21 protein-coding genes are annotated in these 17458 nt (G+C 56.3%); 3 read left to right on the top strand and 18 right to left on the bottom strand.

The features are described from left to right. Window positions 1-57: 57 nt before the first annotated feature. The 8 genes from fusA to fkpA all read right to left on the bottom strand — a co-directional run bounded on the left by fusA (window position 58) and on the right by fkpA (window position 6084). Window positions 58-2172 carry an elongation factor G gene (gene fusA, locus ACWKX3_RS15800; protein ID WP_006177819.1) on the bottom strand — a complete coding sequence of 705 codons (2115 nt, stop codon included), beginning with the start codon at window positions 2170-2172 and terminating at the stop codon, window positions 58-60. A gap of 96 nt (window positions 2173-2268) precedes the next feature. Further along, window positions 2269-2739, bottom strand: coding sequence for a 30S ribosomal protein S7 (gene rpsG / locus ACWKX3_RS15795; protein ID WP_004106370.1), 471 nt, complete (start codon window positions 2737-2739; stop codon window positions 2269-2271). A 96-nt stretch (window positions 2740-2835) separates the two neighbouring features. After that, window positions 2836-3210 (bottom strand): 30S ribosomal protein S12, encoded by a 375-nt coding sequence (gene rpsL, locus ACWKX3_RS15790; RefSeq protein WP_000246815.1) that lies wholly within the window; start codon window positions 3208-3210, stop codon window positions 2836-2838. Window positions 3211-3334: 124 nt separating this feature from the next. Further along, window positions 3335-3622, bottom strand: coding sequence for a sulfurtransferase complex subunit TusB (gene tusB / locus ACWKX3_RS15785; RefSeq protein ID WP_006177823.1), 288 nt, complete (start codon window positions 3620-3622; stop codon window positions 3335-3337). 7 nt (window positions 3623-3629) lie between these two features. After that, window positions 3630-3989 carry a sulfurtransferase complex subunit TusC gene (gene tusC, locus ACWKX3_RS15780; protein ID WP_006177824.1) on the bottom strand — a complete coding sequence of 120 codons (360 nt, stop codon included), beginning with the start codon at window positions 3987-3989 and terminating at the stop codon, window positions 3630-3632. Then, entirely contained in the window at window positions 3989-4375 is a 387-nt protein-coding gene (gene tusD, locus ACWKX3_RS15775; RefSeq protein ID WP_101738390.1) for a sulfurtransferase complex subunit TusD, read from the bottom strand. The genes tusC and tusD overlap by 1 nt, the downstream gene beginning before the upstream one ends. Next, window positions 4375-5097, bottom strand: coding sequence for a helix-turn-helix transcriptional regulator (locus ACWKX3_RS15770; protein ID WP_058609456.1), 723 nt, complete (start codon window positions 5095-5097; stop codon window positions 4375-4377). The genes tusD and ACWKX3_RS15770 overlap by 1 nt, the downstream gene beginning before the upstream one ends. Window positions 5098-5262: 165 nt before the next feature. After that, window positions 5263-6084, bottom strand: coding sequence for an FKBP-type peptidyl-prolyl cis-trans isomerase (gene fkpA / locus ACWKX3_RS15765; RefSeq protein ID WP_006177827.1), 822 nt, complete (start codon window positions 6082-6084; stop codon window positions 5263-5265). 236 nt (window positions 6085-6320) lie between these two features. On the opposite strand from fkpA, the gene ACWKX3_RS15760 reads away from it, so the two are divergent. Next, window positions 6321-6539, top strand: coding sequence for a protein SlyX (locus ACWKX3_RS15760; protein ID WP_042321599.1), 219 nt, complete (start codon window positions 6321-6323; stop codon window positions 6537-6539). A 54-nt stretch (window positions 6540-6593) separates the two neighbouring features. Here ACWKX3_RS15760 and slyD read toward each other — a convergent pair whose 3' ends face one another. The 4 genes from slyD to kefG form a co-directional block, all read right to left on the bottom strand. Next, a complete protein-coding gene (gene slyD, locus ACWKX3_RS15755) occupies window positions 6594-7187 on the bottom strand; it encodes a peptidylprolyl isomerase (RefSeq protein ID WP_088209203.1) in 594 nt (197 codons plus the stop codon). 94 nt (window positions 7188-7281) lie between these two features. Then, window positions 7282-7482 (bottom strand): YheV family putative zinc ribbon protein, encoded by a 201-nt coding sequence (locus tag ACWKX3_RS15750; RefSeq protein WP_003861689.1) that lies wholly within the window; start codon window positions 7480-7482, stop codon window positions 7282-7284. A 13-nt stretch (window positions 7483-7495) separates the two neighbouring features. Continuing rightward, on the bottom strand, window positions 7496-9301 hold the full coding sequence (gene kefB, locus ACWKX3_RS15745) for a glutathione-regulated potassium-efflux system protein KefB (protein WP_454542062.1): 1806 nt from the start codon (window positions 9299-9301) through the stop codon (window positions 7496-7498). After that, window positions 9301-9852 (bottom strand): glutathione-regulated potassium-efflux system ancillary protein KefG, encoded by a 552-nt coding sequence (kefG, locus tag ACWKX3_RS15740; protein WP_161975921.1) that lies wholly within the window; start codon window positions 9850-9852, stop codon window positions 9301-9303. The genes kefB and kefG overlap by 1 nt, the downstream gene beginning before the upstream one ends. A 141-nt stretch (window positions 9853-9993) precedes the next feature. Between kefG and ACWKX3_RS15735 the strand changes: the two genes are divergently transcribed. Continuing rightward, window positions 9994-11898 (top strand): ABC transporter ATP-binding protein, encoded by a 1905-nt coding sequence (locus ACWKX3_RS15735; RefSeq protein WP_040078336.1) that lies wholly within the window; start codon window positions 9994-9996, stop codon window positions 11896-11898. Window positions 11899-11913: 15 nt separating this feature from the next. Further along, window positions 11914-12846, top strand: a complete 933-nt coding sequence (locus ACWKX3_RS15730; RefSeq protein WP_137273269.1) for a LysR family transcriptional regulator — start codon at window positions 11914-11916, stop codon at window positions 12844-12846. Between the two features lie 84 nt (window positions 12847-12930). Here the strand turns inward: ACWKX3_RS15730 and mdcH are convergent, their stop codons facing one another. From mdcH to mdcC, 6 genes are all read right to left on the bottom strand, one after another. Further along, window positions 12931-13827, bottom strand: coding sequence for a malonate decarboxylase subunit epsilon (gene mdcH, locus ACWKX3_RS15725; protein ID WP_006177839.1), 897 nt, complete (start codon window positions 13825-13827; stop codon window positions 12931-12933). Beyond that, window positions 13827-14444 carry a malonate decarboxylase holo-ACP synthase gene (locus ACWKX3_RS15720; RefSeq protein WP_220710760.1) on the bottom strand — a complete coding sequence of 206 codons (618 nt, stop codon included), beginning with the start codon at window positions 14442-14444 and terminating at the stop codon, window positions 13827-13829. Before ACWKX3_RS15720 ends, mdcH begins: the two co-directional genes overlap by 1 nt. A 2-nt stretch (window positions 14445-14446) precedes the next feature. Continuing rightward, on the bottom strand, window positions 14447-15406 hold the full coding sequence (locus ACWKX3_RS15715) for an AEC family transporter (protein WP_006177842.1): 960 nt from the start codon (window positions 15404-15406) through the stop codon (window positions 14447-14449). Between the two features lie 121 nt (window positions 15407-15527). Continuing rightward, entirely contained in the window at window positions 15528-16328 is an 801-nt protein-coding gene (gene mdcE / locus ACWKX3_RS15710; RefSeq protein ID WP_042321604.1) for a biotin-independent malonate decarboxylase subunit gamma, read from the bottom strand. Then, a complete protein-coding gene (locus tag ACWKX3_RS15705) occupies window positions 16328-17161 on the bottom strand; it encodes a biotin-independent malonate decarboxylase subunit beta (protein ID WP_088209209.1) in 834 nt (277 codons plus the stop codon). The genes mdcE and ACWKX3_RS15705 overlap by 1 nt, the downstream gene beginning before the upstream one ends. Continuing rightward, window positions 17154-17453 (bottom strand): malonate decarboxylase acyl carrier protein, encoded by a 300-nt coding sequence (gene mdcC / locus ACWKX3_RS15700; RefSeq protein WP_006177845.1) that lies wholly within the window; start codon window positions 17451-17453, stop codon window positions 17154-17156. Before mdcC ends, ACWKX3_RS15705 begins: the two co-directional genes overlap by 8 nt. Between the last annotated feature and the right edge of the window lie 5 nt (window positions 17454-17458).

The raw sequence follows: 17458 nt of genomic DNA, 5'->3' as shown, positions 1-17458 counted from the left end.
TACTATAGTGCTCTCCCCTTCGGAGAGAGCACGGGACTTAGGTTTTAATCCTGTGGATTACTTACCACGGGCTTCGATAACGGCCTGAGCAACGTTGTTAGGCGCATCATCATACTTCAGGAATTCCATGGTGTATGATGCACGACCTTTGGTCAGAGAACGCAGCTGAGTTGCATATCCGAACATTTCAGACAGCGGAACTTCAGCGTGGATCTTAACGCCAGTTACTTCGGATTCCTGACCGCGCAGCATACCGCGACGACGGCTCAAGTCACCGATAACGTCACCGGTGTTCTCTTCAGGAGTCTCTACTTCAACCTTCATGATTGGCTCAAGCAGAACTGGTTTCGCTTTCTTAAAGCCTTCTTTAAAGGCAATAGACGCAGCCAGTTTAAACGCCAGTTCAGAGGAGTCAACGTCGTGGTAAGAACCGAAGTGCAGACGAACACCCATGTCAACAACCGGGTAACCAGCCAGAGGACCAGCTTTCAGCTGCTCCTGGATGCCTTTATCAACGGCAGGGATGTATTCACCAGGAATTACACCACCTTTGATGTCGTTGATGAACTCGTAACCTTTAGGGTTAGAGCCCGGCTCCAGTGGGTACATGTCGATCACAACGTGACCGTACTGACCGCGACCACCAGACTGCTTAGCGTGTTTACCTTCAACATCGGTAACTTTAGAGCGAATCGCTTCACGGTAAGCTACCTGAGGTTTACCCACGTTCGCTTCAACGTTGAATTCACGCTTCATACGGTCAACGATGATGTCCAGGTGCAGTTCACCCATACCAGCGATGATGGTCTGGTTAGATTCTTCATCAGTCCATACGCGGAATGATGGGTCTTCTTTAGCCAGACGGCCCAGAGCCAGACCCATTTTTTCCTGGTCAGCTTTGGTTTTTGGTTCAACGGCGATAGAGATTACCGGCTCTGGGAATTCCATACGCTCCAGAATGATCGGGTGATCCGGGTTACACAGTGTGTCACCAGTGGTCACGTCTTTCAGACCGATTGCTGCAGCGATGTCGCCCGCACGAACTTCTTTGATCTCTTCACGTTTGTTAGCGTGCATCTGTACGATACGGCCAAAACGTTCACGCGCCGCTTTCACGGAATTCAGGATGGTGTCACCGGAGTTAACCACACCAGAGTAAACGCGGAAGAAGGTCAGGTTACCCACGAATGGGTCGGTAGCAATTTTGAACGCCAGTGCAGAGAACGGCTCGTCATCACTTGCGTGACGCTCAGCCGGAGTATCTTTACCGTCGTCCAGGATGCCGTTGATCGCAGGAACGTCAACCGGGGATGGCAGGTAATCAATTACCGCATCCAGCATCGCCTGAACACCTTTGTTCTTGAACGCAGAACCACAGGTTACCAGGATGATTTCGTTGTTCAGAACGCGCTGACGCAGAGCTTGCTTGATCTCTTCTTCAGTCAGTTCTTCACCACCCAGGTATTTTTCCATCAGCTCTTCAGAAGCTTCCGCTGCGGACTCGATCAGGTTCTGGTGCCATTCGTCAGCCAGGTCCTGCATGTCTGCTGGGATATCTTCGTAAGTGAAGGTAACGCCTGCGTCTTCTTCGTTCCAGTTGATGGCTTTCATTTTCACCAGGTCGATAACGCCGGTGAAAGCTTCTTCAGCACCGATTGCCAGCTGCAGCGGAACAGGGTTCGCGCCCAGACGGGTTTTGATCTGACCAACAACTTTCAGGAAGTTAGCACCCATACGGTCCATTTTGTTAACGAACGCGATGCGTGGAACTTTATATTTGTTCGCCTGACGCCATACGGTTTCAGACTGTGGCTGAACACCACCAACTGCGCAATAAACCATTACCGCGCCGTCAAGAACACGCATGGAACGTTCTACTTCGATGGTGAAGTCAACGTGCCCTGGGGTGTCGATGATGTTTACGCGATGCGGTTCGTACTGCTTAGCCATACCTGACCAGAATGCAGTAGTCGCTGCGGAGGTGATAGTAATACCACGCTCCTGCTCCTGTTCCATCCAGTCCATGGTGGCTGCGCCGTCATGAACTTCACCGATTTTATGGTTTACACCGGTGTAGAACAGAATACGTTCGGTAGTAGTGGTTTTACCGGCGTCGATGTGCGCACTGATACCGATGTTACGGTAGCGTGCGATGGGTGTTGTACGAGCCATTTGATTCCTCGTTTATATCTTTAGGCGTTCAGTTAAGTAACCCAGAGCGGGCGGCTTCTCTGAAGCGCCCGCCTGGTGACTATGACTCCGAAGGGATTACCAACGGTAGTGTGCGAACGCCTTGTTGGCTTCTGCCATACGGTGAACGTCTTCACGTTTCTTAACTGCAGTACCTTTGTTGTCTGCAGCATCAGAAAGTTCGTTCGCCAGACGCAGAGCCATGGATTTATCACCGCGTTTACGAGCAGCTTCAACGATCCAACGCATTGCCAGAGCATTACGACGAACCGGACGAACTTCAACTGGAACCTGGTAAGTAGAACCACCAACGCGGCGAGACTTAACTTCTACAGTCGGGCGCACGTTGTCGAGAGCGACTTCGAAAGCTTCCAGTTCATTTTTACCAGAACGCTGAGCCAGGGTCTCAAGCGCGCTGTATACGATTGCTTCTGCAGTAGATTTTTTACCATCTACCATCAGGATATTTACAAATTTTGCCAGCAGTTCTGATCCGAACTTCGGATCTGGAAGAATTTTACGCTGACCAATGACGCGACGACGTGGCATGGGAATACTCCGTTGTTAATTCAGGATTGTCCAAAACTCTACGAGTTTAGTTTGACATTAAGATAAATCAGTTTGGCCTTACTTAACGGAGAACCATTAAGCCTTAGGACGCTTCACGCCGTACTTGGAGCGAGCCTGCTTACGGTCTTTAACACCAGAGCAGTCAAGCGCACCACGAACGGTGTGGTAACGAACACCCGGAAGGTCTTTAACACGACCGCCACGGATCAGGATCACGGAGTGCTCCTGCAGGTTGTGACCTTCACCACCGATGTAGGAAGTCACTTCAAAACCGTTAGTCAAACGCACACGGCATACTTTACGCAGTGCGGAGTTTGGTTTCTTAGGAGTGGTGGTATATACACGAGTACATACGCCACGTTTCTGCGGGCAGGCTTCCAGCGCAGGCACGTTGCTTTTTGCAACTTTGCGAGCGCGTGGTTTGCGTACCAGCTGGTTAACTGTTGCCATTAAATAGCTCCTGGTTTTAGCTTTTGCTTCGTAAACACGTAATAAATCGACCTCATACAATATGAGGACGCGAAATTTTAGGGCCACGTCGAAAAGGTGTCAAGAAATATACAGCGATCTCAAATCACCAGTTCATTTGACTGGCATGCTTCACAGTAAGATTGACGAAATCAGTATAGCCAACCACGTCAATTTTGGCTGAAATTTGACCAGTAAGACCTCGCGCATCCAGATCGTCTTTAAGCGCAGAGAGGGATATGGGGGCATTGCTGAGAATTTCAACGAAGCGACTGCCGTCGAGCGCTGCGATGACCCCATCCTGTATCAGCAGGAGATCATCACCTTCGCGCAGCATGCTCAGTAGCGCGTCGATATCACATTGCCAGGGTGAATGACTCAGGGTATGGAGCATGACGGCCTCAGAAAGTCAGAACAGTATCATAGTGAGAAAGGTGTTCGCGCAGCGCACCGGAGGGCAGGATCGTCGCATCCAGCACGAAAGGCGTCTTATCATTGAGCCCGCGAGCGGCTAATGAATCAGCGCACACATAATATGTATCAATGTCATAGAGCGGCAGCACCTTAAAGGTCGCGATGTAATCGCGCGCGAGGATAGCCTGCGGGTGTTGGCCTGCCAGCAGCTGGAAAACCCCGTCGCCCAAAAAGAACACGCCGATATCTTCCGTTAAGGCTGATGTCGCCAGTAACGCATCCAGCCCTTCTCTGCCTGACGTGCTCCCGTGGGGTGCCGAGGTAAATACAAAAGCGACACGTTTCATCAGAATTGCACCACTCTGTCGCAGGTCAGCGCAGCCTGCGCCAACGCGCCAAGGCCACTGAGCGAAAATCCAGGCTGCAGGTTCGCGCCAGGTAACCCAAGACGTTCGGCCTCTGCGGCATCGGTAATGCCGCGGCGCAGCGCGGCGGCCACGCAGATGTGCAGCTCAACGCCCTGCGTTTCATTTAACGCCTGCCAGGCACGCACCAGGTCAAACTCATCGTTCGCCGGCGACGTAAACCGGTTGGCGTTATAGACCCCTTCCCGATAGAAAAAGACGCTCGCCAGCTCGTGCCCGGCTTCAATGAGCGCATGGGCGAACTGCAACGCGCTGCTGGCCTGCTGGGTGCCGTATGCCGGGCCTGTCACCATTAACGCAAAACGCATTACTTATCTTGCCCTGCGAAATCACCGCTTTTGAACTGACGGATGTACAGATAAACGGTGTGCTTAGAGATATTCAGACGGTCGGCCACCTGGTTAATGGCATCTTTGATATCAAAAATCCCTTTCTCGTAGAGATTCAGCACGATCTGACGATTCTTGGCGTTGTTGGAGACGTTGCGATCGGCATTCACTTCTTCGATAGTGAACTCCAGCGTCTGGGTCACAAGATCTTCAACCGATGAGGCAAAGTTCACGGACGAGCCAACGTCTGGTGTCTCCGGCGGAACGAAGGTGCTCATAATTTGCGAGAACGGCACATCAAGGTTCATGTTGATGCACAGCAGCCCGATAACGCGGTGCTCGCGGTTGCGAATGGCGATGGTTTCAGATTTCATCAACACGCCGCTTTTGGCGCGGGTGAAATAGCATTTAGAGACGCTGCTGTCCGCGCCGGTCATATCATGCAGCATACGCAAAGCAAGGTCGGTGATGGGCGAACCAATTTTACGGCCGGTATGTTCACCGTTCGCAATACGGATGGCGGAACACTTCAAATCTTGCAAGGAGTGCAAAACGATTTCGCAGTGGGACCCAATGAGCATCGCTAACCCGTCCACCACCGCTTCGTAGGATTTCAGAATATCGAAGTCGGTCTGATCGAAAGGACGTTGATCCAGCAAATCAAGCTCACTGGTTTCGTTGGTTAAAAGCGACCTGGACATGAAAAAAACACTCCTTTTCAGGAGCCTGTCGTTACGTTGTCAGGGCAGGCTCATTATCTACACGGACAACTAAATTAATACAGCGTGTATAACGCTTTCCAGTGTTAATTATCTCTGCCCCACAATAAAAAAACCGCCGCCTTAAAGGCGGCGGCGTTTATCGCATTACTTCTTCGCGTCTGCTGCTGCTTTTTGGTCAGCTGCAGCGTCTGGTTTCGCATCCGCTTTCGGAGCCGGTTTGATGTCCAGCAGCTCTACATCAAAGACCAGCGTAGAGTTGGCAGGGATACCCGGAACGCCCGTTTTGCCGTAAGCCAGATCCGGTGGAATGACCAGCTTGATTTTACCGCCTTTCTTGATGTTCTTCAGGCCTTCAGTCCAGCCAGGGATAACACCATCCAGACGGAAGGAGAGCGGTTCACCACGGGTATAGGAGTTATCGAACTCTTTACCATCGGTCAGCGTACCTTTGTAGTTAACCACTACGGTATCGCTGTCTTTCGGAGACGCGCCGGTACCTTCTTTCTCTACTTTATAGACCAGGCCGGTAGAGGAGGTTTTTACGCCTTTTTCTTTAGCAAAGGCATCGCGGTAGGCTTTACCTTTTGCTTCGTTATCTTTCGCATCTGCTTCCATTTTGGTCTGAGCTGCGCCTTTCACGCGTGCTTCAAACGCCTGCAGAGTTTGCTCGATTTCCTGGTCAGACAGTTTGCTCTTGTTGGCAAACGCATCCTGAACACCCGCGATCAGCTGAGTTTTGTCCAGTTTGATGCCCAGTTTTTCTTGCTCTTTCAGAGAGTTTTCCATGTAACGACCCAGAGACGCGCCGAGTGCATAGGCGGATTTCTGGTCGTCATTTTTAAACGCCGCTTTGCTGTCTGCAGTCGCAGCAGGCTTCGCAGCAGTATCAGCAGCGAAAGACAGCGGTGCGTTCAGCGCAACTGCCATCGTGGTCGCCAGCAGCGTAACTTTAAACAGTGATTTCATCCATATCTCCAGGGCCTGGGGACTCTCACCCCAGCATTAAACGTAAATGAGTGACGTACTATAAATCGTTGCGGAAGAAATCTACAGACAGACACTTCCAATTCTCGCCTCTTTTCAGACTATTTTTGTTTAAATAAGTTTCTTGCCAAGGGGATGGATACTGTACTTAAGGATAAACTCAGTTAAACTTCGCCGCCGCTGGCCCACGAAAGCGTTAGATATAAACGAGGTGAATGATGAAGGACACAATGATTGAAGCGAGACTGGCTGAACTGGAAAGCCGCCTGGCTTTTCAGGACATCACCATCGAAGAGCTTAACCAGACGGTGACTGCGCACGAACTGGAAATGGCAAAACTCAGGGACCTGATGCGACTGCTCACTGAAAAGGTGAAGGCCACGCAGTCATCGCACATTGCCTCTCAGTCTGAAGAGACGCCCCCACCTCATTATTGAGGCGTAAAAAAAGCGGGATAACAATCCCGCTTTTTTATTTTCCGCGTATCGGAATTAATGGCAGCCGCAGCCACCATTGCCGCCGCAACCACCTTTACCGTGCTCGTGACCATGGTCGTGATCGTGGCCGTGACCACCGCAGCAGCCGTCATGACCGTGATCGTGGTCATGGTCGTGACCGTTCGCACCGTGAACGTGGCCATGAGCCAGTTCTTCTTCGGTTGCTTCACGGATCGCAACAACTTCAACGTTGAACTTCAGGTTCTGGCCAGCCAGCATGTGGTTGCCGTCAACCACAACGTGGTCGTCTTCAACTTCAGTGATCTCAACCGGTACTGGACCCTGGTCAGTTTCAGCCAGGAAGCGCATGCCAACCTGCAGCTCGTCAACGCCCATGAACACGTCTTTAGGAACGCGCTGAACCAGGTTGTCGTCGTACTGGCCATAAGCGTCGTTTGCGCCAACAGCAACGTCAAATTTATCGCCAACTTCATGACCTTCCAGCGCGGTTTCCAGGCCGGAGATCAGGGAACCGTGACCATGCAGGTAGTCCAGCGGCGCACTCACCGGAGACTCATCAACCAACACACCGTCTTCTGTACGTACCTGATAGGCCAGGCTGACCACCAGGTCTTTTGCTACTTTCATGATATCTCCTGAGCGTGGGAAAATTACTGGCGCAGATTGTAGCGGAAATCTGCACCCGTGTACCCTTTAGCTTAAAAAAACTCAGGGCATATCGCTAGTCCGGATGAAAAATGCCGATCACTTGCTCTTCTTTGCGAACGTGATCGCGGGCCTCTTTGTCAGCCTCGCGCATCTGGTGGCCGCACTTAACACACTCAACAATATCGATATTATTTTCACGCCACATGGCCAGCGTATCTTGCGCCTGGCAGGATGGGCATTTTGCGCCCGCGATAAAGCGTTTACGTACAGCCATCTTTCGTTACCCTTTATTCAAATTCATCCCAGCCGTCGAGCTGGCGTCGTTCCTGCTGCATCTCGCGCTGAAAAATTTCTTCCAGCTCGCGACGCGCTTCCCGCACGCGGGAGATCTGCGCCGTATCTGAATGCACCGGCATCAGCTCGCGCAGCATACGCATATCAAGCCTGCGGAAGTGCATCTGTGCGCGCTGGGCCTGGTGAGGATGCATCCCCAGCGACACCAGCGCTTTACGCCCCAACTCCAGGGCGCTTGAGAAGGTTTCGCGGGAGAAGTGTTTCACACCCGCCTGCAAAAGTTCGTGAGCTTCCACACGTCCGCGCGCACGCGCCAGAATGTGCAGGTGCGGGAAATGCTGCTGGCACAGTTCCACCAGCTTCATCGTGTCTTCCGGATCGTTACAGGTGATAACGATCGATTCCGCCGCTTCCGCACCAGCGGAGCGCAGCAGTTCAAGCTGCGTGGCATCGCCGTAGTAAACCTTATAGCCATATTTTCGCATCAGGTTCACCGCGCTGATATCCCGCTCCAGTACGGTGATACGCTTTTTGTTGGCCATTAACAGGCGGCCAATCACCTGCCCGAAGCGACCAAAACCCACGATAATCACCTGCGGTTTATCGTCCTCCACCCACGGGGTTTCCGCTTCGTCGTCCACCGGGTTCAGTCGGCGCGACAGCAGTTTATCCACCAGCTTCATCAGCAGCGGTGTGGTCATCATCGACAGCGTCACCGTCACCAGCAGCAGCGCCATCTGGTCGTCTTTAAACAGCTTCTGCGACGATGCCGTCGAGAACAGCACAAACGCAAATTCACCGCCCTGGCTCAGCACGCTGGCGAACTGCATTCTCTCCGAACTGCGCAGCCCGTAAATGCGCGCCAGCACATACAGCACCAGCGTTTTCACCGCCACCAGCACGGCCACGCTCATTATCACCCACAGCAGATGGGTATAGAGCACGCCAAGGTTGAGCGCCATGCCCACCGAAATAAAGAACAGCCCTAACAGCAGTCCTTTGAATGGATCGATGGCCGTTTCCAGCTCGTGGCGGTACTCGCTTTCCGCCAGAAGCACGCCTGCGATAAATGTCCCGAGCGCCATCGACAGCCCCAGCGCATCCATAAACAGCGCCGAGCCAAGTACCAGCAGCAGCGTCGCGGCGGTAAACACCTCGCGCACGCCGGAGGCGGCAATAAACCGAAACACCGGGCGTAATAAAAAGTGTCCACCAATCAACATGCCCGCAAAGGCGAGCACCTTCATGGAGATTTTGACCCAGTCGAAACTGTCATCACCCGATCCCGCGAGCAGCGGCACCAGCGCCAGTGCCGGGATAACCGCCAAGTCCTGGAACAGCAGCACCGAAAAGCCCAGTTGGCCTGCTTCGTTGCGGTTCATGCCTTTATCGCGCATCAGCTGCAGTGCCATCGCGGTGGAGGACATCGCCAGCCCGATCCCGCCAATGACGGCGGCCTGCCACGAAAAGTCCGTCAGCATTAGCAGCACGGCAAGTATCGCGGCGCTGCATAACACCTGCGCGGCCCCCACGCCGAAGATCGAGCGCCGAAGTTGCCACAGCTTGGACGGGTTCAGCTCAAGGCCGATGATGAACATCAGGAACACCACGCCCAGCTCGGAGAAGTGGAGGATTTCATCCACGTCGCTGATGAATCCCAGCCCCCAGGGGCCGATGGCGATACCCGCCAGCAGATAGCCCAGCACCGCACCGATGCCGATCCGGGCAGCCAGCGGCACGGCAACGACCGCCGCAAATAAAAAGAGCACGCCGGCTAACAGTAAATTGGAACCTTCCATCAGCGTCCTCCCGCCTGAATCGGCGATGCCAGCCAGTCGCCATACGCTTTGGCATGGCTCGCCAGCGCCTTCGGATCCTGACGTCGCGCCCAGTAGACAATAATTGGGTTCAGCCAGTGCATACGGCACATCGCCGCCGTCAGCTCAAACGGGCGCAGGATATCGCTCATCGGATAGCGGTTGAGACCATCGTGACGGTAGGCGCTTTCCGGCTCTCCGGTGGTAATCACGCTACGCCAGTACTTTCCCGCCAGCTGGTTGCCCCCTACCCCACTTGAAAAGCCCCGGCTGAGCACGCGGTCCAGCCACTCTTTCAGCAGCGCCGGGCAGCTATAGGTATAAAGAGGATGCTGGAACACGATTACGTCATGCTGACGCAGCAGTTCCTGCTCGTGGGGAATATCAATAAAGAAATCAGGATAGTGCGCGTAGAGATCGTGCACTGTTACGTTGCTGAGCTGTGTCGCCGGCTTAAGCAGCACCCGGTTCGCCACCGAGTCCTGAGATTCCGGATGGGCATACAGCAGCAGCACTTTGGCTGTCTGAGACATCATTCCCCTCCCGGTCCTGTTTCTGTTTTTGTGTATCGTTGTTGTTTTGGGCTACCATGGCGGCCCGGTGCGGCGGCAAATGGTCCACACCTTACATTATCATAATGACAAATTAACATAGTCGGAACATACGGCGCTTCTATGATTGTTTTCTCCTCGTTACAAATTCGTCGCGGCGTGCGCGTCCTGCTGGACAACGCCACTGCCACCATTAACCCTGGCCAGAAGGTCGGGCTGGTCGGCAAAAACGGCTGCGGTAAATCCACCCTGCTGGCGCTGCTGAAAAACGAGATTAGCGCTGACGGCGGGAACTTTACCTACCCCGGAAACTGGCAGCTCGCCTGGGTTAACCAGGAGACGCCCGCGCTGAGCGAACCGGCGCTCGACTATGTGATTGACGGCGACCGCGAATACCGCAAGCTGGAAGCGGAGCTCAATGCCGCAAACGAGCGCAACGACGGCCACGCCATCGCCACCGTTCACGGCAAGCTGGACGCCATCGACGCGTGGACCATCCGCTCCCGCGCCTCCAGCCTGCTGCACGGCCTCGGCTTTAGCAACGACCAGCTCGAACGCCCGGTGAGCGACTTCTCCGGCGGCTGGCGTATGCGCCTTAACCTGGCGCAGGCGCTGATTTGCCGCTCTGATTTACTGCTGCTTGATGAACCGACCAACCACCTCGATCTCGATGCGGTTATTTGGCTGGAGAAGTGGCTCAAGAGCTATCAGGGCACTCTGATTCTGATTTCCCACGACCGCGACTTCCTCGATCCGGTGGTGGATAAAATTATCCATATCGAACAGCAAACGATGTTCGAATACACCGGCAACTACAGCTCCTTCGAGCGCCAGCGCGCAACGCGTCTTGCCCAGCAACAATCGATGTATGAAAGCCAGCAGCAGCGCGTGGCGCACCTGCAGAGCTTTGTCGATCGTTTCAAAGCGAAAGCCTCGAAGGCCAAACAGGCGCAAAGCCGCATTAAGATGCTGGAACGCATGGAGATGATTGCGCCTGCGCACGTCGATAACCCGTTCCACTTCAGCTTCCGCGCGCCGGAGAGCCTGCCGAACCCGCTGCTGAAGATGGAAAAGGTCAGCGCTGGCTATGGCGAGCGTACGATTCTCGACTCTATCAAGCTCAACCTGGTGCCGGGTTCACGTATTGGTCTGCTGGGGCGTAACGGTGCCGGTAAATCAACGCTGATCAAACTGCTGGCGGGCGAGCTTAACCCGGTCAGCGGCGAAATCGGTCTGGCGAAAGGCATTAAGCTTGGCTACTTCGCCCAGCACCAGCTGGAATTTTTACGCGCGGATGAATCGCCGATTCAGCACCTGGCGCGGCTGGCACCGCAGGAGATGGAGCAGAAGCTGCGCGACTACCTCGGCGGGTTTGGTTTCCAGGGTGATAAAGTCACCGAGAATACCGAGCGCTTCTCCGGCGGTGAAAAAGCCCGTCTGGTGCTGGCGCTGATCGTCTGGCAGCGTCCGAACCTGCTGCTGCTCGATGAACCGACCAACCACCTGGATCTCGACATGCGTCAGGCGCTGACCGAAGCGCTGATTGAGTTCGAAGGCGCGCTGGTGGTGGTCTCGCACGATCGTCACCTGATCCGCTCCACCACGGACGATCTCTACCTGGTGCACGACGGCAAAGTCGAACCGTTCGACGGCGATCTGGAAGACTATCAGCAGTGGCTGACGGACGTGCAGAAGCAGGAAAACCAGCCGGACGAGTCGGCAAAAGACAACGCCAACAGCGCGCAGGCGCGTAAAGACCAGAAGCGCCGGGAAGCGGAACTGCGCACCCAGACGCAACCGCTGCGTAAAGAGATCGCGCGTCTGGAAAAAGAGATGGAAAAGCTCAACGCCACGCTTGCGGCCGTTGAAGAGAAGCTGGGCGACAGCGAGCTGTACGATCAGAGCCGCAAGGCCGAGCTGACGGACTGCCTGCAAACACAGGCCAAAACCAAATCCAGCCTCGAAGAGTGTGAGATGGCGTGGCTGGACGCCCAGGAACAGCTGGAAGCGATGCTACAGGCCGACTAAACCGCCGGGAGGAGTATGAGTTTCGATACCACGAGCGACATTACATTTCGCAAGCTCAGCATCTTCATGACGTTCATGGAGAAGGGCAATATCGCGCGTACCGCCGAAACTCTGGGTCTCAGCGGCGTCAGCGTGCACCGCGCGCTGCACACCCTGGAAGAGAACGTGCGCTGCCCGCTCTTCACCCATAAGGGGCGCAACCTGATTGCGCTCCCCTCCGCCTGGACGCTGCTGGAGTATTGCCAGGAGGTGATGCAGGTCATGGCGCGCGGCGTGGAAGAGTCCCGTAAAATTGCCGGTATAGGTCAGGGGCGGCTGCGCGTAGGCACGCTTTATTCGCTAACGCTGGAGACCGTACCGCGCCTGATCATGGGCATGAAGCTGCGCCGTCCGGACCTGGAGATGGACCTGACGATGGGCTCCAACGAAACGTTGCTGCATATGCTGGACGAAGGCTCGCTGGACGCGATTTTAATCTCCATTTCCGAAAGCGATATCGATCGTAACAGTCTTGAAGTGCTTCCCCTGTTCCACGACGATATTTTCCTTGCCGCACCCGCGTCTGCGTCCCTCAACACCGGCGAGCTGGCCGACCTGCGTGATTATAAAGATCAGAAATTCGTCGCGCTGGCAGAAGGGTTCGCCACCTACGCCGGGTTCCAGGAAGCGTTCCACATCGCCGGATTCGAGCCGGAAATCGTCACGCGCGTGAACGACATTTTCTCTATGTTGAGCCTGGTGCAGGCGGGGGTCGGTTTTACGCTGATGCCGGGGAGGATGAAGAAAGTGTATGAGAACTCGGTTCAGCTACTGAAGCTGGCGCAGCCGTATCAGATGCAGCAGTTGATCGCCATCGTCTTTGCCCGCAACCGCGAGCAGGATCCCAGCCTGCGCGCACTGGCCGCCGAAGGGCGGATGTATGCGCGAAGCCTTCAGGAAAGTACCTGATGTTATTGTCCGGTGGCGCTACGCTACCGGGACTACAATCCGGGAGTAGGCCCGGTAAGGCGCAGCCGCCACCGGGCAAACAACCTACGCACGGAGCCGCCCCGCCAAATGTACCGCTACCTCAACCCCGCTGCGTTCCAGCGATATAGACTCCCCTTCCCACGCCGCCTGGCGCGTTAAGCAGGTCAATATGCCGCCGGGCGGCATCTCAATAGCCAGGCGCGCGTCGCGTTCGTTGGCGGAAATGACTGCCTCCTGCCAGCGCACGGTGCGGGCCATATTCATCGCCAGATCGTCGGCGATCTTCTCCGGCTGCCACAGCACGCGGCCGGTGCTGCCGCTAAGATACGCTAAGCGTGGGCGAGAGAGCGTCACTTTTTCAAACGCCGCCACCAGCTTCTGCGCCGGCTCCGCCAGCAGCGCGCAGTGCGATGGTACGCTGACCGCCAGTCGTTTGGCCTTGCTCGCCCCTTTCGCCAGCGCGCGCTCGGCTACCTGTGCCATCCCGTCATCGCGTCCGGCGATCACGATCTGCGTTTCGGCGTTCAGGTTCGCAATATAGGTTCCGGTGCCTTCGATAAGCTGTTCCACCTGCGGCAGGGTCAAGCCCATAATCGCCGTCAGGCCATAGCCGTGCGGATACGCCTGCTCCATTAAATCGCCACGCAGCGCGACCAGCCTAAGCGCGTCGGTGAAATCCAGCGCGCCCGCGATAACCGCCGCCGGGTATGCGCCAATGGACAGCCCGCTGACGATATCCGGCGTTACGCCGCGTCGCTCAAGCTCGCGCGCCCAGGCGACACCGGCTATCAGCAGCGAAAGCTGCACCGCGCGGGTATGGGATAACGAAGCAGCGCTATCCAGCGTATCAACCTCCGCCCCCAACACCTCCCGCGCCTGAGCCAGCTCGGTACCCGGCAGGTTTTGCAGCATGCCTTCATGCTGCGTGCCCTGCCCCGGAAAAGTAAACAGTATTTTCATCACGCCTCCCTGTGCCACGGGTCCGTCACCAGACGCGGCCCGCGGCGGGTTTTCAGCAGCGTTTTGCCGTCGCGCAGCCACTCCGCCAACGCAAAGCCGCCCTCGGACGTATCCACCTGCGTATCAGCCCGGCACAGCGCGCGGCTAAGCTGGGCCTGCCAGGCGGCAAACGCATCGGGGGAGAGAGGCTGCGGAGCGCGGATCAGCAGGTCGAGATCGCTGTCGGCATGGATAACCGGAATGCCGGTTGCCAGCGCGTAGCCGGTGCTGCCGGTAATGCCCCACGACCACGGCCACGGCTGCTGGGAAAGTTGCAGCGCCACCTGAACCGGCGGCTGCGTCACAAACGGCGAGCGCAGCAGATCGGCCGTTACGCTCAGTGATTCGGGCGTAACCACGCGCGTCACGCGTTCTGGCTTCACCCATCCGGCCGCCCGCTGGTCGCGGCGCAATCCGCGCACACCAACGGGAATACGGCCTTCGCTATCAACATCACGCCGCACCACTACCGGCAGGCCGGTATGCCAGGCCGCCTCCACCCAGGATTCGGTGATGCCTTCCAGCGCGTCAAGCGCGGTAAGCCAGATGAGGTCGTGGGTGCGTAATGTTGTGGTCATGATTACATTCCTGAAGTCAGCGAGATAAACAGCGGCAGCGACAGGATACACAGTACGGAGCTTAACAGCAGCACGGCTTCCGCATCCGGTGACTGCACGCCAAAGCGGTTACCGAACACCACGCCGAAGAAGCCCGCGGACAGCGCAATCATCAGGATAGCGGTGATCGCCACAGAACCGTGCAGGCCGAAGATCAAGACGATACCCCAGGCAATCGCAGGCTGGATCAGCAGCTTGGCGATGGTGGAGGTGATCACCATGGTGTTGATCTGCAGCTTACGAGCAGAGAGGATCACCCCGGTCAGGAACAGCGCAGCTGCGGTGGCGGACAGCCCCAGCGGTTTAATCGCCGCGAGAACCAGTTCCGGCATTTTGATACCGATAGCGGAGAGGATCACCCCCAGCAGCGGGCCCATAACGATCGGTTTTTTAATCGAGCGCCACATCAGCACCGGCAGCATGGAGAGGGTTGAGCCGGAGTTATTCCCTTCGGCGCGCGCTTTTTCACGCTCAAGGATCAGCAGGCAGAACGGCGTCATCAGTACGGAGCCGCAGGCGATGGAGACCGCCACGGAGAGCGAGGTAGAAGAACTTTCACCCAGCACGCTGCCCAGGATTGGCAGGCCGAGTGCCGCATAGTTCGGCAGGGCGACGGTCAGCGTCAGCACGGCCGCATCCTGCGGAGATTTTTTAAAGACTTTGGTGGCGAGGAAGTAGATGGCCGCATAGGTTATCCACATCGCCAGAGTCAGCACCAGAATCAGCGGCGACTGGGCCACGATGCCGGTCCACGGCGTTTGCACGGTGGCGCTAAACAGCGCGGCAGGCAGTGCAAAATCCATGACGAAAATATTAAGCAGGGAAACATTTTTGTTATCGACCATCTTTGCCTTACCGGCCCAGAATCCCAGCAGCATGATGACGAAAATCGGTGCAAGAGCATGAACAATTACGTAAGTCATAAATCACCTGTAGTAAAAAAGTTATAGCACTGGCGCGATGTTTATTATTTTCAGGATGCAGCCTCCCGCGTGGGCGCAACGTACGCCCACGGGGTTGTGCATCTGGCAGGTCTCTTTTTACTTACCAGCTGGCCCGCATGCGTTCGCGAACGAGTGCCGAGCTGCGGCGGTTGTCAGCGCCTAAGCGGTTTTTCAGGGTGGCGTCCTGACGCGCGTCGTTGATGGCCTGTTGCAGCGTGGTTTTCACCTGCGCCAGATCGTTATCGGTTGGGGCATCCGGGTTGCTGATGTCCAGCAGGCTGGAAAGCAGCCCCAGCGTGGCGTAGTTGCTGATGTCATACGCCATCGGCGGAATGGTGGCCGCCAGTTTTTCCAGCGCCTCCACGGTACGCAGGGTGATACGCGCCGCAGATTCTTTACCCATCGCGTGGATCAGCACGCCTTTGTCGTTGAAGGCGATCAGGCGGTTAGCCTGGTAGCCGTGCGCCAGAAACGCGCCGGACATCGCTTTGCCGACAATCAGGCCAATCACCGGATGACCGGCCAGACGCGCGTTAGCGTAGGCCGCAGCGGCACCGGCCAGCGCCTGGTGAATACCAAACGCCTCTTCACGACGACCATAGGCCTGACTTGGGACGTCAATCACTGCCACAATCGGGCGTTTAACGGCTTTATCGGCATCGGCGGCAACGGTTTCGCTGACCACTTTTGCCAGCGTCCAGCCTTCAAGCAGGCCCACTTCGCCCTGCGCGGCACGCGGATAGTGGTTGTTGGCATCCGGGACGACGGCGACAAAACGCACCGTTTCACCGTTAAGCTCACCGTCTGCGGCCTGCACGGACGGGCAGAGCCCTTCCAGACGTTTGGCGTTCGGGGCGAGGGTTTCCAGCCAGAGTTCGCCACGGCTCATTGAATTACTCATCATTTCACCTCCCGGGCAAAAAGCGCTTTAATCTGTTCGGCATCGGCCTGTTTGCGGGTGTCGAAATTGGTCAGACGGTTCAGGTAATCGTCGTAGTTATCGGTACGATGTTTCGCCGGCACGCCTTTCGCAATCGCGTCGTTCATTGCCGCTTTCACCGCGTTCACGCCGTCACCCACCAGCGCATCCACCAGGCCGCTTTCATAGCGTACTTCGCCGCCGGTCATGCTCCAGATAAACGGACGGTCACGGGAGTCGTACTCTTCAATCCCCGCTTCCTGTTCGATAACCTGCGGGCCGTTCAGGCCAAGACGCGCTTCGCGGGTCACAATCAGGTAGCTGCACAGCGCTGCGGCGATAGACATCCCGCCGAAGCAGCCCACGGTCCCGGCCACAATGCCGATCACCGGCGTGTAGCGACGCAGATCGACAATCGCGGCGTGGATATCGGCAATCGCCGCCAGGCCCAGGTTGGCTTCCTGCAAGCGCACGCCGCCGGTTTCGAGGCACAGCACCGCCTGAGTCGGGATGCCGTTGCGGTTATCTTCCGCCGCCAGCTCCAGCGCCGCCGCCATTTTGGCACCGGACACTTCACCCATACTGCCGCCCTGGAACGCGCCTTCGATGGCAACCACCACGGCAGGCTGACCGTTGATGGTCCCTTTCGCTACCACCATGCCGTCGTCGGCCTGCGGCACAATCCCCTGCGGCCCCAGCCACGGAGAAATAATGCCTTCAAACGGATCCAGCAGTTCACGGTAGCTGCCGTCATCCAGCAGCGCCTGCGCACGCTGGCGTGCTTTTAGTTCGATAAAGCTGCTGTCATCACGCATGGCTCACCCCCTCAAAAACTTGTTCGATACGAATGCGCGCCACGCCCGGCGTCGCGCCGAAGTCGTGGATGGTCAGTTTGCCTGCGGGCAGGCTGCTGACGGTTTGCAGGCGGGTAAACAGAGCTTCCCAGCGACCGCGGCTGTTATCAACGGAAGTGGTGATATCAATGGTTAACGTCTGGCCCGGTTCGGCGGCGAAAAGCACCTCCATATCCCCGGAACCGACAACCCCTGCCAGCGCTTTACCGCTTAACGCGCGGCTGGCGGGCATGGTTAATGTGATTTTTTCCATAACAT

The organism is Enterobacter sp. UPMP2052 (assembly GCF_053709675.1).
This window is presented reverse-complemented; position numbering and strand designations above follow the sequence as displayed.

Coding starts and splice junctions, on each gene's coding strand:
- ACWKX3_RS15770 (WP_058609456.1), bottom strand. CDS start 5,097: ATGTCCAGGTCGCTTTTAACCAACGAAACCAGTGAGCTTGATTTGCTG.
- ACWKX3_RS15760 (WP_042321599.1), top strand. CDS start 6,321: ATGAAGGACACAATGATTGAAGCGAGACTGGCTGAACTGGAAAGCCGC.
- kefB (WP_454542062.1), bottom strand. CDS start 9,301: ATGGAAGGTTCCAATTTACTGTTAGCCGGCGTGCTCTTTTTATTTGCG.
- mdcE (WP_042321604.1), bottom strand. CDS start 16,328: ATGAGTAATTCAATGAGCCGTGGCGAACTCTGGCTGGAAACCCTCGCC.
- mdcH (WP_006177839.1), bottom strand. CDS start 13,827: ATGAAAATACTGTTTACTTTTCCGGGGCAGGGCACGCAGCATGAAGGC.
- rpsG (WP_004106370.1), bottom strand. CDS start 2,739: ATGCCACGTCGTCGCGTCATTGGTCAGCGTAAAATTCTTCCAGATCCG.
- kefG (WP_161975921.1), bottom strand. CDS start 9,852: ATGTCTCAGACAGCCAAAGTGCTGCTGCTGTATGCCCATCCGGAATCT.
- rpsL (WP_000246815.1), bottom strand. CDS start 3,210: ATGGCAACAGTTAACCAGCTGGTACGCAAACCACGCGCTCGCAAAGTT.
- ACWKX3_RS15730 (WP_137273269.1), top strand. CDS start 11,914: ATGAGTTTCGATACCACGAGCGACATTACATTTCGCAAGCTCAGCATC.
- ACWKX3_RS15705 (WP_088209209.1), bottom strand. CDS start 17,161: ATGCGTGATGACAGCAGCTTTATCGAACTAAAAGCACGCCAGCGTGCG.
- tusC (WP_006177824.1), bottom strand. CDS start 3,989: ATGAAACGTGTCGCTTTTGTATTTACCTCGGCACCCCACGGGAGCACG.
- fusA (WP_006177819.1), bottom strand. CDS start 2,172: ATGGCTCGTACAACACCCATCGCACGCTACCGTAACATCGGTATCAGT.
- tusB (WP_006177823.1), bottom strand. CDS start 3,622: ATGCTCCATACCCTGAGTCATTCACCCTGGCAATGTGATATCGACGCG.
- ACWKX3_RS15715 (WP_006177842.1), bottom strand. CDS start 15,406: ATGACTTACGTAATTGTTCATGCTCTTGCACCGATTTTCGTCATCATG.
- fkpA (WP_006177827.1), bottom strand. CDS start 6,084: ATGAAATCACTGTTTAAAGTTACGCTGCTGGCGACCACGATGGCAGTT.
- ACWKX3_RS15720 (WP_220710760.1), bottom strand. CDS start 14,444: ATGACCACAACATTACGCACCCACGACCTCATCTGGCTTACCGCGCTT.
- ACWKX3_RS15750 (WP_003861689.1), bottom strand. CDS start 7,482: ATGGCTGTACGTAAACGCTTTATCGCGGGCGCAAAATGCCCATCCTGC.
- slyD (WP_088209203.1), bottom strand. CDS start 7,187: ATGAAAGTAGCAAAAGACCTGGTGGTCAGCCTGGCCTATCAGGTACGT.
- ACWKX3_RS15735 (WP_040078336.1), top strand. CDS start 9,994: ATGATTGTTTTCTCCTCGTTACAAATTCGTCGCGGCGTGCGCGTCCTG.
- tusD (WP_101738390.1), bottom strand. CDS start 4,375: ATGCGTTTTGCGTTAATGGTGACAGGCCCGGCATACGGCACCCAGCAG.
- mdcC (WP_006177845.1), bottom strand. CDS start 17,453: ATGGAAAAAATCACATTAACCATGCCCGCCAGCCGCGCGTTAAGCGGT.